Genomic DNA, 14,828 nt, shown 5'->3' with positions numbered 1-14,828 from the left:
GTGGTCCCCGTTAAGCAGAGTGGTCAGCGCACGGTGTGACGTGCGGATGAACAAAGTTTGTCCTGTTTGTTATTTATGCGTATAAATAGCGTTAAGTGCAATAATTTATCCATATAAATTTGATCTGCCTGGCAGAAGGAGGGTGCAATGACCTTTTCTATTGTGGCACGCGATCCACAGAGTGGCGCACTGGCGGCGGCCACGGCCACGGGCGGCCCGGCCGTGGGTGCGCTGGTGATCCATGGCCGCGCTCGTACGGGTGCTATTGCCACGCAGGCGCTGACCAATCCACTGTACGGCAGTCGCGGGCTGGCATTGCTGGCTGAGGGGCTGACGGCAGAACAGACGCTGCATCTGTTGCTGAAGGAAGATGATGCGCGTGAGCGGCGGCAGTTGCTGATTATCGATAATGCCGGAGCGACCGCGCACTGGAGCGGCAACCTGTGCGGGCGCTGCTTCAGCAGCATGGCGGGCCCGCAGCTGGCCGTGGCGGGCAATATGCTGGTCAGTGAGCAGGTCCTGACGGCGATGCAGACTGCGTTTGCAGCGGCGCACCGTCTGCCGCTGGCCGATCGGATGCTGGCGGCGCTCAATGCTGCGCATCAGGCCGGAGGGGATGAGCGTGGCATTCGTTCTGCGGCGCTAAAGGTCTGGGATCGTCGTGCTTATGCCGACATTGATGTGCGTGTTGACTGGTCGGATGCCCCCCTGGCGCAATTAGCCGCGGTGCTGGAGCAGGTGCGTGCGCCCACCTATGCGGATTTTTTCCGGCAGTTGCCGGGGGGGGAATAGGGACCACTGGCCGACCGGAAAAAATGATCGACCACAAGGGGTCAGGTATCCGCATTTCGTAGGGGATGACCTTTTTTTCCGGTCATCCCGTGCCGGGGGTCAGCACCATGGGTGGGCCCGGTGCTGCTGGTCGACCGAAACAGAGGGTAGACCACTACTGATGCTTTTTATGGCGGTGTTTCACCGCCAGGCGTATGCCCCACACCAGCACCACCGCCAGCAGCAGCCAGAAAAGGTGCTTGAGATGATGGTCAAGCTGATGCAGCCACGGCGCAATCACCTGGCCGCCGAGATAACCGAGCGAAACAAAAATCAGCGCCCACAGTGCGGCGCCAATCGCGTTAAAGAGCAGGAACTTGCGTGGCGAGAGCTGACTGGCCCCGATAATAATCGGCCCGACAATGCGCAGTCCGTACATAAAGCGCACGCCAATCACAAACAGCACCGGACGTTTGCGGATCAGGCGGTTAGCACGCTCAATTTGCTGCTGATGTTTTTTGAAACGCTGGAGGATCGGCTCACCGTAGCGGCGGCCAATGAAAAACAGCGCAGTATCACCCAGAACACCCCCACACATCGCCACCAGCATCACCCAGCCGAAATGCAGCAGGCCTTCATGTGCGGCGACACCGCCCAACAGCGTAAATGTCTCACCCTCAGCCAGACAACCAATAAACAGTGCCCAGTAGCCATACTGGGAAATCAGCGTATTCACATCCATCTGTTAAACCCGTTCCTCATGTTGCTTTTAGGGTTAAGTCTAACCCTTTTGATAAAAGTTGCAGCGAAAAGGGCCGTCTCCGTGTTTATTTTTAACGGAAAATGAAGCGCTTAACGCGTTCATCTGCTGGATGAAAAACAAACAGGCCAGGGCCGTTTATACTTGAAGAGATGCCGCCCGAGACTGTGCCTGCTGGCGGTCCGTTGTACAGAGGAGTGAAGATATGAATCATGTCTGGGGACTTCTTGCGCACCCGGGTCGGGAGATGCGCGACATTAAGCAAGAGAATGAAACGCTCTCGCATCATTACACTCATCATGTGCTGCTGATGGCGCTGATCCCGGTGCTCTGCGCCTTCATTGGTACCACTCAAATCGGTTGGGATATCGGCATTGAACGGACTATTCCGCTGTCGTTATTCAGTGCGTTCTCACTGGCCATCCTGTTCTATGCGCTGATCCTGCTGGGTGTGGCCGTCATGGGAAGGGTGATCTGGTGGATGGCGCGTGACTACCCGCAGCGGCCCTCACTCTCAAACTGTCGGGTCTTTGCCGGTTACGTGGCAACGCCGCTGTTTCTCAGCGGGCTGGTCGCTCTCTATCCTCTGGTGTGGCTTTGTGTCCTTGTCGGCGCGCTGGCGCTGGTTTATACCGGCTATCTGCTGTATGTCGGTATCCCGCTGCTCCTCAACATTGACCGCGAAGAGAGCTTACGTTTCTCCGGCTCCACACTGGCCATCGGTATCCTGGTGTTTGAAGTGTTACTGGCGATAACCGTGCTGATGTGGGGTTACGGCTATCAGCTATTTTGAGCGTGGATACCGCCGGGAAACCGGCGGTGTTTTGGTAACGCTCAGAAACGAATATCCTGTAGGATAATCCTTAACTTCCGGCGTATTATGCCTGCGCCAGCCCCCGCAACAGTGCGGGACGCGGTGTGTGGTCTCCACACCCTCATTATCAGCCGCTAAGTTTACAATGCCTGCAAAAATCCGTTTGTCTCTATTAAGTGTGGTTATGCTGTTTTCTGGTCAGGCCATCCTGAATCAGGCCGTTGCCCGTACTCACCAGCCTGCCGTAGAAACTGCATCGGCCCAGCCTGAAATTGCATCAGGCAGTGCGATGATTGTCGACCTGACCACCCAGAATGTGATCTACGCCAGTCACCCGGATTTGGTCCGTCCGATTGCCTCAATCACCAAGCTGATGACGGTGATGGTGACGCTGGATGCCCATCTGCCGATGGACGAAATGCTCAAGGTTGATATCAGCCGTACGCCAGAAATGCGTGGAATCTATTCGCGCGTGCGTCTTAACAGCGAAATCAGCCGTAAGAACATGATGTTGCTGGCATTGATGTCCTCAGAAAACCGCGCGGCGGCCAGCCTGGCGCACCACTATCCGGGCGGATATGATGCCTTTATTCGCGCCATGAACGCCAAAGCCCGTGCACTGGGCATGAGTAACACGCATTACGTAGAGCCGACCGGACTGTCGATTAAGAACGTCTCAACGGCGCGTGATTTGAGCAAACTGCTGATCGCGACCAAACGTTATCCGCTATTGGGCGAACTCAGCACCACCCATGAAGATATGGCAACGTTCCGCAACCCGAATTACACCCTGCCGTTCCGTAACACCAACCATCTGGTGTATCGCCCGGACTGGAATATACAGCTGACGAAAACAGGGTATACCGATGAGGCAGGACACTGCCTGGTGATGCGCACGGTGATCAATAAGCGCCCGGTTTCACTGGTGGTGCTGGATGCCTTTGGCAAATACACCCATTTTGCTGACGCTAACCGTCTGCGTAAGTGGATGGAAACCGGCAAAATCTCTCCGGTTCCTCCGGCAGCGCTGAGTTACAAGAAGCAGAAAGCCTCGCAGGTGGTCACTAACCGGGCGGTCGATGACAGCGCGGTAGAATAACCTGCGCTCACGGGGCGACCTTTTTTTGCGGTCGCCCTGGTTATAACGCTCGCTGCATCAGTAATGTATCGCGCCATTCGCCATGTTTAAAACCAACGGCGCGAAAATTACCGACAATCTCAAACCCCATTTTTTTATGCAGATTAAGCGAGCCGGCATTGCGCTCGCCATTGCCGATAATCGCCAGCATCTGGTGGTAAGGACCTTGCTGACAGCGGACGATCAGCGCGGCCAGCAGGGCGCTGCCGATGCCCCGGCCCCCCATTTCCGCATCAATATAGACCGAATCTTCAACGGTAAAACGGTAGGCGGGACGTGGACGATATTGTGTGGCATAGCAGTAACCCACGACCTGCCCGTCGATCTCGGCGACCAGCCACGGCAGTTCGAACGAACAGACTTTTTGATGTCGGGCAGCCATCTCTGTTGCATCGGGGGGCGTTTCCTCAAAGGAACCGCAACCGTGCAGCACATGCCAGCTATAAATACGGGTCATCGCGTCGATATCGGCTGGTGTTGCATCACGGACGATCGGCTCAGAAGAGGAAAGGGACATTTTTTGCTCCATGCATTTTTGGATAATTTGCCATAACACCAGGAAGGTGAGGTCATAGAATATTCTTATGACAACGACCTCATTTTTCCATCACGAATCCTATAGTCCCGGCCAGATCAAAAGCTTAAACTAGCCGGAAAATTGACAGGCGCCGCCCGGCGCTGCCCTTAGTCTCAGGAACCTGCACATGTCTGGCTTGTTAACTTTTCTTCGTGTTTGTCTGCTGGCGCTGGTGGCGCTGTCGCCCCAGTTTGTACTGGCGGCGGATAACGACAACACTCAGCAAAATGATGCTCCCCCTAAAATCAACGCCTCCGTTGAACTGCCGAAAATGCAGAAGGTGCTGGACAAGATCAAACAGCAGGTTTCCGGTGAAACAAACGACAGTAAACTCAATGCGCTCAACGATCTGGCGCTGGAGTTGTCCGGCGATGCCGATACGCTGATGCAAAGTATCATCCCACAGCGTGCGCAGTTACAGGCGCAGCTGGCGGTGCTGGGCCCGGCCCCGGAAGCCAGCAGCGGTGTGAAAGAAACGGCTGAGGTCACCAGCAAACGCAACAAGCTGGAAAACCAGAAAGGCAAAATGGATGACCAGATAAAACAGGCCGAGGCGATCAAAAGCGGGGCGATTAACCTGTCGGCGCAGATCGTCAACCTGCGTCGTGACGCGCTGAAAACCCAGCTTGCGCTCAACGCTGGCAGTATTTTCGGTCCGCGCTTCTGGGCGCCGCTGTTTAATACCCAAAGCGATGACAGCGAAAAGATCAGCGCTTTTGTCGATGAGCTGACCGGCGCCGCTGCGCTCTCCTGGGAACCCGGCTGGCGCTTTGGCACGTTGGCATGGCTGTTGGCCGCCGGCCTGGTGGCCACGCTGGGGCGCCGCTATCTGGAAGAGTTTCTTGCCTGGGTGGGGATTCACCATTTGCCGGAAGGGCGCCTGCGCCGCAGTTTCCTGGCGGCAGCGACCGCTATCACCACCCTTGCCGCAGTAGTGCTGGCCTTTAACTTCCTCGACCTTGCCTTCACCCGCCACGATGACGTTGTCGACGAGGTCCGGGATTTCGCTGACAAGCTGGTCGGGCTCAGTGTGCTCTGTGGTCTGATTGCCGGCCTCGGGCGGGCTTTCCTCTCCACCCGTCGCCCGTCATGGCGTTTGCCGAATATCTCTAATGAAGTGGCGATGGCGTTAAAACCCTTCCCACCGCTCACCGCTGCGCTGGTGTTTATCTTCCAGACAGTTGAAAGCTTCAACAGCAGCGCCAGCACCAGCGTTGGCACCACTATCTTTGCTAACGGCCTGACTGCACTGCTGATTGGTGCCACGGCGCTGTCAATCAGTATGCGCACCAACCGCGTACGTCGCCGTATGATGCAGGAAGGTAATCAGCCGGAGGCGAAATCTACGCTGGTCGGGCTGATCCAGATGGCGCTGACGCTGATTGGCGTGGCGATTATGATTGCGCTGGTCATTGGCTATATCACGCTGGCGCGCTTCCTGAGCTACGAGCTGATCTGGATGGGGATTGTTTTTGGCTCTTTCTATATCCTCAGCCAGCTGGTGGCCGATGGGTGTGAAAGTCTGTTTTCCACTAACAATGCCTCCGGTAAACGCATTCAGGCTTCGCTGAATATCGATGAGCGTCATCTGGGGCAGGTTGCAGCAGTGCTGGGCGCCATAGGCAAAACTGTGCTGGTGCTGGCTGCTGCGATGGCGTTGCTTAACGGTACTTTCGGCAGTTCGACACCGATTGAGCTGGTGCAGAAAGCCATTGAGTTCTGGGGCGGTAAAGGCCTTGAATCCCTGAATATCGTCCCGGCGCATCTGGTGAATGCGCTGATCTGCATGGTGGTGGGCATCTGGGTTCTGCGTTCGGTCAAGCGCTGGCTGGAGCATGATTTTCTGCCGAAAACGACGATGGACAAAGGGATGCGCCTGTCGCTGATCACCCTGTTCAGTAATATCGGTTTTGTGCTGGTGATCCTGATGACCCTGTCGATTATGGGCCTGCAATGGAACAAGCTGGCCTGGATCGTCAGCGCCCTGTCAGTCGGTATTGGTTTTGGCTTACAGGAAATTGTGAAGAACTTTATTTCCGGCCTGATCCTGCTGACGGAACGTCCTGTTAAGGTCGGTGATCTGGTGAGTATCAGCGGCATTGAAGGCGATATTCGCCGTATCAATGTGCGTGCCACGGAAATCCAGCTGAGTGATAAATCGACGGTGATTGTGCCTAACTCGCAGCTGATTTCGCAGAACGTACGTAATGCCACAATGGGCAATGCCCAGGGGGTGGCGACCATTACGCTGACCTTCCCGCTGGATATTGACCCGCAGCAGGTTCGTCAACTGCTGCTTGAGGTGTATAACGAGAACGAACGCATTCTGGAGACCCCGGAGCCGTCAGTCACCTTTAAGGATCTGACCTCCACGGGGATTGTGCTGTCTGTAACCGGTAACGTTGCCAGCCCGCGTCAGGTGGGTGGGGCGAAAAGTGATCTGCTGTTTGATATCCTCACCCGCTTACGCAAAGAAGGGGTGATGTTATCCACACCGCAGACCATGATCATTGAACGTAAAAACGGTCAGATGGTATTGCAGGAGCCGAAAGAGTAAGGTCGAGGCACGCCCCGACCAGGGCACATTGAACGTAACAATGTAGGGTCGAGGCATGCCTCGACCGCCTCAAGGGTCAGGCGTGCCGGTCCCCCTGTGATTTATCGCACCCGCATTCGCCCCAGTGCTTCGCCCGCGTGGTTTTACCAATCCCCGGATTAAAGCTGTTGGTCGGGTCGAGCTGTTGATAGAACGCCTTCAGCTGCGGTTTGGCTTTGTACAGATGCCCGACGTTATGCTCTGCCGGGTACTCCGCGCCACGCGCGTGCAGGATGTCCAGCATCTTCTCCTTGAGCGCGTGCACATCCACCCCTTTTTTCACGATGTAATCCTGATGGAACACATGACAGAGGAAATGGCCGTAATAAAGACGGTGGGTCAGCGCATCGTCGAACTCCGGCGGGAGTTGCTCAAACCAGTCACGATCGTTACGGCGCAGGGCAATATCCAGCGCCAGGATATCCTCCACTTCCTCATGGTGTACCGCGTGATAACGCACGGCCGCGCCCGCCGCGGCAAAGCGATGCAGGAAAGCGTGTGCTCCCTCTTTTCCTTCGCACGCGAAGAACTCCCCTTCGGCGCTGCTGAAAAAGTCGTTTAAATAAGCGCGCGCTTCCGCCACCCCGTCGCCGGACATCTTCAGCATCAGATGGTGTTCAAAACGATCGCGATACTGCTTCATGCGCGGTGGCAGATGTGACGGCAGCAACGCGGCTATTTTCTGCAACAGACGGTCGCTGAAGTGGGGCTTCAGCCATTTGATCCGGGCGAGCAGGGCATCTGCGCGTCCCTTGAGCGTGAAGAACAGCGGCATTTTGTCGGTGCCGAGCTTATCGATCATCACAAAGGTGTCTTTGCCGTAGGTTTCCGCCATATCAAAAATATCGCGGTGCATATATTCCCCGGCCACGGGCAGATTATCGAAGCTGGCCAGCATATGGCGGCGCAGTTGGTCGAGCACCGCCGTGTCATTGGTGCCGATGTAAAACACCTGCTGGGCGCTTTCGCTGGCAAAGGTGTCCAGGCGGACGGCAAACAGGGCCAGTTTGCCGGCACAGCCGGAGGCCTCAAACAGCCGGCGTTCATCGGCATTAAAACGCGATGGCGTGTCAGCATCGACGTCGCGCACCCGTTCGGCGTAATCCGGGTCAGAGGCGTGACGCTGGTCGTGCAGCACATCACTCTGCTGCCAGCTGTCGTCATCCAGCTTGCCTAAAATCTGCTCCGGTGTGACGCCGAGGTTGATCCCAAGATGATTCACCAGCTGCAATTTTCCGCTGGCATCAATCTGCGCATACAGCGCCATCTCGGTATAGGCCGGGCCGCGTTTCACCAGCGATCCACCCGAGTTATTGCAGATACCGCCCAATACCGAGGCGCCGATACAGGAGGAACCAATCACCGAGTGCGGTTCACGTCCCAGCGGTTTCAGGGCTTTTTCTAACTGATAGAGCGTGCTGCCGGGAAACGCCAGCACCTGCTTCCCCTCATCCAGCAACTGGATTTTATCCATCCGCAGGGTGCTGATAATCACGATATCACGCGGATAATCTTTGCCGTTCGGCGTTGAGCCTTCGGTCAGCCCGGTGTTGGCTGCCTGCATCAGAATAATCACGTCGGCGGCAACACAGGCCTGCAAAATACGCCACTGCTCCAGTAAATTGCCGGGGAAGACCACCGCCAGCGCATCGCCTTCGCCCGATCGGAAGCCTTTACGATAGCGTTCCGTTTTTTCCGGTTCCGTTAACAGATGGTTGCGGCCCACAATGCGGCCCAGTTCAGCGATCAGTTTTTGTTCTGCGTGTTGGGAAGTGTGCATGTCATATCCTTGTCAGTATCACCGTCCTACTGTAGCACTCGCAGCGTGGCAATAAAGTCCGGCCTGTGGCGTCTGTGATTCATCACCTGAAAACTAGCTGCTATTCTCAAGGTATGACACACTGCACCCGCTTGTTACTTGCACTAAAATAATATAGATACGCCACAGTCACTTGAGAGAAAATCATCTGATGAAATGGATTTGTTCTGTCAGCCTTGCCGTTACTCTGGCGATCCAGCCAGCTTTTGCCGACGATTTGATCGGCCCACATCAACTGACTCCGCAGGCGCGTGACGCATTCGTTACCGATCTGCTGACAAAAATGACCCTGGATGAAAAGATCGGCCAGCTCCGGTTGATCAGCGTGGGGCCGGAAAATCCGAAATCCGCCATACGAGATATGATCCAGCAGGGGCAGGTGGGGGCGATCTTTAATACCGTCACCCGGCATGACATTCGTCAGATGCAGGATCAGGTGATGCAACTCAGCCGCCTGAAGATCCCGCTGTTCTTTGCTTATGATGTGATCCATGGGCAACGCACCCAGTTCCCGATCCCGCTGGCGCTGGCCGCGAGCTGGGACACCGAGGCCGTAGCGAATGTTGGCCGCATTGCGGCGTATGAAGCCGCTGATGACGGGCTGAATATGACCTGGGCGCCCATGGTGGATGTGACCCGTGAACCCCGCTGGGGACGTGGCTCAGAGGGCTTTGGTGAAGATACTTATCTGACGTCGGTGATGGGCCGCACGATGGTGCAGGCGATGCAGGGCAAAAGCCCGGCGGATCGCTATTCTGTCATGACCAGCGTCAAACACTTTGCCGCCTATGGTGCGGTGGAAGGCGGGCGTGATTACAACACCGTAGACATGAGTTCGCAGCGTCTGTTCCAGGACTATCTGCCGCCGTACAAAGCGGCGTTAGATGCGGGCAGCGGCGGCGTTATGGTGGCGCTTAACTCGCTGAACGGCGTACCGGCCAGCGCCGACAGCTGGCTGTTGAAAGAGGTGCTGCGTGATGACTGGAAGTTTAAAGGCATCACCATCAGCGATCACGGTGCCATTAAAGAGCTGATCAAACACGGCGTGGCACGTGATCCGGAAGACGCGGTGCGTATTGCGCTGAAGTCCGGCATTGATATGAGTATGAGCGATGAGTATTACAGCAAGTACCTGCCGGGCCTGGTAAAACGCGGTGAAGTGAGCGAGAAAGAGATCGACGATGCGGCACGCCATGTGCTGAATGTGAAATACGATATGGGGCTGTTTAACGACCCGTACAGCCATCTTGGTCCGGTGGGGAGCGACCCGGAAGACACCAATGCGGAAAGCCGTCTGCATCGCACCGAAGCCCGCGATGTGGCGCGCAAAAGCATGGTGCTGTTGAAAAACCGTCTGGAGACGCTGCCGCTGAAAAAATCCGGCACAGTGGCTTTAATTGGCCCGCTGGCGGACAGCCAGATCGACATCATGGGTAGCTGGTCTGCCGCCGGTGTGGCAGCGCAGTCCGTCACGCTGTTGCAGGGGATGAAAAACGCCACGGCCGGTAAAGCCACGCTGCTGTACGCCAAAGGCACGAACGTCACCGACGATAAAGGCATTCAGGACTTTATCAACCTGTATGAAAAAGCGATGACCGTCGATACGCGTTCACCGCAGCAGATGCTGGATGAAGCCGTTGCCACCGCTAAAAAAGCGGATGTGGTGGTGCTGGCGATAGGTGAGGCGCGTGGTATGGCGCATGAAGCCTCCAGCCGGAGTGACCTGACGCTGCCACAAAGTCAGCTGAAACTGATTGATGCGCTAAAAGCGACCGGAAAACCGCTGGTGCTGGTGCTGATGAATGCCCGTGCGCTCACGCTGGTGCATGAAACGCAGCAGGCCGATGCGATGCTGGAAAGCTGGTACAGTGGCACCGAAGGCGGTAACGCCATCGCCGATGTGCTGTTTGGCGACTACAACCCGTCTGGCAAATTGCCGATGTCCTTCCCGCGCTCCGTGGGCCAGATCCCGATCTATTACAACCATCTCAACAGTGGCCGTCCGTATAACTTCGAAAAACCGAACAAATACACCTCACACTATTTTGATGAAGCGAATGGCCCGCTGTTCCCGTTTGGCTACGGTTTGAGCTATACCTCGTTCACGCTGTCGCCTGTGAAGATGTCTGCGACGACCATGCCACGTAACGGCACGGTCAACGCCAGCGTCACGGTGACCAACAGCGGTAAGCGCGATGGTGCAACCGTGGTCCAGCTTTATCTGCGCGATCAGGTGGCCAGCATTAGCCGCCCGGTGAAAGAGCTGAAAGGCTTTAAGCGCATCATGCTCAAGGCCGGTGAATCACAAACCCTCACCTTCCCGATTGACGTCAGCGCGTTGCAATTCTGGAATGCCAGAATGCAGCAGGTGGCCGAGCCGGGTAAATTCAGCGTGATGATCGGGCTGGATTCCGCGCGCACCGTCGATGCGGAGTTTGATTACCTGTAAAGCGGGTCGGGCAGGGCATGCCCACCTCATTTTCCATTGGGGTGAGGCATGCCTCGCCCGGTTTCACTGGACGCTGTAATGGTCAATTTTCGCGATAAAATTCAGCAGCAGGTGTTCCGCTTAAATGGCCTGTCATTAAATGAGTTTGACCTGTCAAAACCACCTGGTGACCCCGGTCTGTACGGCCCGGACAGTGTGATATGGCGGGTGCACGGTGATTTTTCTTCCATGCTGTGTGGCGGGATCGCCGCGCTGTTGTTACAGATGCAACATCCGCTGGCGCTGGCTGGCGTGTGGGATCACTCCACTTTCCGCGACGACATGATGGGGCGGTTACGCCGCACCAGTCAGTTCATCGCCGTCACCACTTTTGGTAACACCATCGATGCACACACCCTGATTGAACGGGTGAAGCGCATTCATCTGCGCGTCAGCGGTGTGGATGCGCACGGGCAACCTTATGCCGCCAGCGATCCGGCGCTGCTCACCTGGGTTCATGTCGCGGAAACCCGCAGTTTCCTGGCGGCGCATTTGCGCTATAAAAACCCGCAGCTCAGTCTGGCTGAACAGGATCGTTATTATGCAGAGGCAGCGTTAGTGGCCGAAGCGCTGGGCGCGCAGGATGTACCGAAAAGTGTTGCCTGCGTTGCTGCGTATCTTGAGGCGATGCGGCCGCAGTTACGCTGTGATGAACGCACACAGGAAGTGTTATCCCTGCTGCTGAATGCGCCCGCGCCATCATGGCAGGCGCGTCCGGCGATGAATGCCATGCTGCTGGCGGGCATTGAACTGCTGCCGGAGTGGGCACAACAGGCGTTCGGACTGCATTTTTCTCCGCTACGGCGGCGCATTATTCGCCTGCGTATTGAGGTGATTGCCAGGCTGCTGCGCTGGGCGATCTCGCGCGGGGCGTATCAACGGGCCATGACGCGGGTCGGACGTTAATTCTCTTTCACGGTTCAAGGATCTCATCATGAAAAATATTCTCATCAGCGTGCTGCTGCTCAGCGGCACGGCCAGTGCAGCAGAAACATTACGTCAGGATCTGGATACCCGCCTGGCAAACTGCCAGCAGCAGGCGGTCAGCACGCTGGAGAATCTTCAGTGTTATGAGGTGGCGAATAAAGCCTGGGATAGTGAGCTGAATAAACAGTACCGGCTATTGCTGGCAGGGCAGTCACCTGAGGCGCAGGCCGCGCTGAAAAATGCCCAGCGGGCGTGGATCAGCTACCGTGACAGTTATTTGCAGGCAATGAACCGCTTTTATCAGCAGCAGCAGGGAACAATCTGGGGGCTGGTGGCGTCAGAAGCGAAGCTGAATGTGATTAAAGAGAAGGCCCGCGATCTCTATCGATTGCGTGAAAGCACCCATATGGGGGAGTAACAAAAGGCATTTTGAGACTTTTACCCTTGCCCCAACGTGATGTAACGCGCCATTCTCTTCTTATTGCCCAGGCCTATTCTCAAGGGAATGGAACCCGCCACACACCGTCGAGGCGTTATGACACAGCCCTATCAGATTGCTGAAGTCACCAATCAGCAACAGACGCTCATCGCAATTGTCGAACAGGATGAGCGCACCGCGTATTTTTATATCTGGCCGACAGACGCATTTCGTCAACAGTTTGCCGTGCGCGGCTGCTGGTTGCGTAACCTGTTGCCTGCCCCCTTGCAGGATGATGTTGCCGCGATGGAGCAGGGCACACCGCCGCTGCTCAGTGCCGAGTATTGCCGTACGCTGGCCGCCGAGCCGATGCTTGACCCGGCCGGGCTACAGATCATTTGGGAGCCGTCAGATGACGGTGCTGCTCTGTGGTACCAGGGGCAGCTTCTGGCCGTGATCCCGGGCTGGAGCCTGTACCAGGATCAGCAGGTGAGCTTTTCGGCGGGCTGCATTAAAGCGAACCGTCTGACCGCGCCGCTGGGTTCTGCGTCGACCAACAAAAACTACGCCGCCGCACAACAGCACCGGCAGTTTTTTCGCGAGTGGCAGGATGGCCAGCAGTGGGAGCCCTTCCAGCAGGAGATGCTGCAATGTTATGAAGCGCAGTACGGTGAATCACTGAAATATTACTCTATTGATCAGGGCAACTGGCCGCCGATGGCGATCTCCCAGCATTACCATGAGGGCTGCTGGTACTTTCTGACGCTTGGCATGTGCATCCGCCCGATGCCGTGGGTGGATTTCCTGTTTGATGACCTCGCCCCGGAATATCGTCGGACGGAGCTGGCGCTGGCCATCGATGCCGAGGTGATGACGGAAGAAAATGCCGTGCAAATGGCCAGTGCGTTAGCCGGATTTGCGCATATGCCATGGTCTCGCCTCAGCTGGCTGGGGGAAGGGCATACGCTCGAATCCTCAGTGGCCCCGATGGGGTTTGAAGGGTTTATTCTCTCATCTGCCCTGGGGCGTGAAAGCGGCCAGTTCCCGCTACCAAAACGTGACGGCGAAAAGGTCAATCTGCTCTGGGCGGCCCCGATTACGCAGCTTGAGCGCGAATTCGCGCAGGCCGAAGAGAACGGTGGCCTGGATCTGGTGGCGCGTCTGTTGCAGTACGGCGGCGGGCATATTTTTCGCGCCCGTCAGCAGGTGGTGAATGTAGAAGAGTAATTTCTCGCGATCCCGGCCTGCCAACGCCGGGAAACTTTCGGTTTACGCCCGCCTCGCATAAAGCACGATTTTATGCAGACCATGAGATGCCTCTTATGCCAGAATAGTCAGTATCATTTCTGAGGAGTCGGCATGTCTGCAATTGAAGTTATTCTGGTCGACAGCCAGGATCGTCCTACCGGTAAGATGGAAAAAATGGAAGTTCATGAAAAAGGTCTGCTGCATCGTGCGGTCACCGTTTACGTGTTCAACACCGACCATCAGCTGCTGTTACAGCGTCGTGCCAGTGGTAAATACCACTGTGGCGGGCTGTGGAGCAACACCACCTGTGGGCACCCTTATCCGCAGGAGTCGACTCAGGATGCCGCTGAACGCCGCTTGCGCGAGGAGATGGGGCTGCGCCTGACGCTGCAACCGGTGTTTGAACTCAGTTATTATCTGCCGCTCAGTAATGGCCTGACCGAACATGAATATGGCCACGTCTATTTTGCCATCAGCGATGTGCAGCCTGATATTAATCCGGAAGAGGCCGACGACTGGCGTTATTGTTCCCTGGCCGATATCCAGCGAGAAATGCACGCTCACCCGGAACGCTTCACTCCGTGGTTTTTGCTGACGTTTTCCCGCATCCCTTCTGAATTTGCGCGTTTTACCGCGCAGCAGTCAGATCACTCTTCCAGATAGATCCCCATCCGGTCAGCCAGCGCCAGTAACTCGCCAACCACCGGCGGGGTAGTGAGAAGCTGAGTTCCCTGGTGGTGCATCTGTAATTCTCCGTTAATACGGTCGCCAAAAAACAACCATGCCTGGCCTTCGTGTTGACGTGAAGGCCAGGTCAGACCCTGAATGTGCGGATATTGATGATGGACTGCTTCAGCCCACTGGCGTGTAATGTTGTATTCACTGGCATCGGAGTGAATGAGCTTTTTGTTGGCGCGCATTTTTACCAATGAAGCCAGGTCGAGGCTGGCTAACTGCATGGGGACTGTGGTGACCAGTTGGCTATGACGAAATGCAGCCAACGCTTTAACCTGATAGACGATAGCCGACTGCGAAATATCGATATCATGAAATATCACTTCGCACAGCGCCACCCTGGTGACGTCTCCGGCATAGAGTGTCGGAATGAGTCTGCCCTGCTGGTCGAAAATCGGGCTGAAGCGCGCGTTACCCTGCAATGTATTGTTAAAACTGTCGCCAGCAAACTGCTGACGATGAACGCGAAACAATAAATGACCTGCAGGTAGTAACACAGGGTTAATCGCAACCGAACCTACAGGACATAAAAACGGC

At 56.0% G+C, this 14,828-nt stretch carries 13 protein-coding genes; 9 read left to right on the top strand and 4 right to left on the bottom strand.

The features are described from left to right. Window positions 1-147 precede the first annotated feature (147 nt). Entirely contained in the window at window positions 148-792 is a 645-nt protein-coding gene (locus FY046_RS07330; protein WP_159338080.1) for a DUF1028 domain-containing protein, read from the top strand. A gap of 154 nt (window positions 793-946) precedes the next feature. On the opposite strand, the gene FY046_RS07325 is transcribed toward FY046_RS07330, so the two are convergent. Then, complete coding sequence (locus FY046_RS07325; protein WP_446185916.1) at window positions 947-1,513, bottom strand: DedA family protein; 567 nt, start codon at window positions 1,511-1,513, stop codon at window positions 947-949. 223 nt (window positions 1,514-1,736) lie between these two features. On the opposite strand from FY046_RS07325, the gene FY046_RS07320 reads away from it, so the two are divergent. Both FY046_RS07320 and pbpG read left to right on the top strand, forming a co-directional pair. Then, window positions 1,737-2,324, top strand: a complete 588-nt coding sequence (locus FY046_RS07320) for a Yip1 family protein (RefSeq protein WP_446185915.1) — start codon at window positions 1,737-1,739, stop codon at window positions 2,322-2,324. Between the two features lie 166 nt (window positions 2,325-2,490). After that, window positions 2,491-3,444: a D-alanyl-D-alanine endopeptidase gene (gene pbpG, locus FY046_RS07315; RefSeq protein ID WP_133841150.1), complete on the top strand. Its 954-nt coding sequence runs from the start codon at window positions 2,491-2,493 to the stop codon at window positions 3,442-3,444. Between the two features lie 40 nt (window positions 3,445-3,484). Here pbpG and FY046_RS07310 read toward each other — a convergent pair whose 3' ends face one another. After that, window positions 3,485-4,000, bottom strand: coding sequence for a GNAT family N-acetyltransferase (locus FY046_RS07310; RefSeq protein ID WP_244290431.1), 516 nt, complete (start codon window positions 3,998-4,000; stop codon window positions 3,485-3,487). A gap of 187 nt (window positions 4,001-4,187) precedes the next feature. On the opposite strand from FY046_RS07310, the gene FY046_RS07305 reads away from it, so the two are divergent. Then, window positions 4,188-6,617, top strand: coding sequence for a DUF3772 domain-containing protein (locus FY046_RS07305; protein WP_446185914.1), 2,430 nt, complete (start codon window positions 4,188-4,190; stop codon window positions 6,615-6,617). Window positions 6,618-6,693: 76 nt separating this feature from the next. Here the strand turns inward: FY046_RS07305 and dld are convergent, their stop codons facing one another. Continuing rightward, entirely contained in the window at window positions 6,694-8,436 is a 1,743-nt protein-coding gene (gene dld / locus FY046_RS07300) for a D-lactate dehydrogenase (protein WP_171149352.1), read from the bottom strand. Between the two features lie 190 nt (window positions 8,437-8,626). Here dld and bglX point away from each other — a divergent pair, with 190 nt between their 5' ends. The 5 genes from bglX to idi all read left to right on the top strand — a co-directional run bounded on the left by bglX (window position 8,627) and on the right by idi (window position 14,219). Beyond that, entirely contained in the window at window positions 8,627-10,924 is a 2,298-nt protein-coding gene (bglX, locus tag FY046_RS07295) for a beta-glucosidase BglX (protein ID WP_446185913.1), read from the top strand. Window positions 10,925-11,002: 78 nt separating this feature from the next. Beyond that, a complete protein-coding gene (locus tag FY046_RS07290) occupies window positions 11,003-11,869 on the top strand; it encodes an oxygenase MpaB family protein (protein WP_159338084.1) in 867 nt (288 codons plus the stop codon). 28 nt (window positions 11,870-11,897) lie between these two features. Continuing rightward, window positions 11,898-12,308 (top strand): lysozyme inhibitor LprI family protein, encoded by a 411-nt coding sequence (locus tag FY046_RS07285; protein WP_133841144.1) that lies wholly within the window; start codon window positions 11,898-11,900, stop codon window positions 12,306-12,308. 117 nt (window positions 12,309-12,425) lie between these two features. Further along, window positions 12,426-13,535 carry a suppressor of fused domain protein gene (locus FY046_RS07280; protein WP_133841143.1) on the top strand — a complete coding sequence of 370 codons (1,110 nt, stop codon included), beginning with the start codon at window positions 12,426-12,428 and terminating at the stop codon, window positions 13,533-13,535. 132 nt (window positions 13,536-13,667) lie between these two features. Then, complete coding sequence (gene idi, locus FY046_RS07275; RefSeq protein WP_171149355.1) at window positions 13,668-14,219, top strand: isopentenyl-diphosphate Delta-isomerase; 552 nt, start codon at window positions 13,668-13,670, stop codon at window positions 14,217-14,219. Here idi and FY046_RS07270 read toward each other — a convergent pair. Beyond that, complete coding sequence (locus FY046_RS07270; protein WP_166653673.1) at window positions 14,204-14,764, bottom strand: RES family NAD+ phosphorylase; 561 nt, start codon at window positions 14,762-14,764, stop codon at window positions 14,204-14,206. The two genes, idi and FY046_RS07270, sit on opposite strands and share 16 nt — an antisense overlap. Between the last annotated feature and the right edge of the window lie 64 nt (window positions 14,765-14,828).

The organism is Erwinia sp. 1181_3, from assembly GCF_052824965.1.
This window is presented reverse-complemented; position numbering and strand designations above follow the sequence as displayed.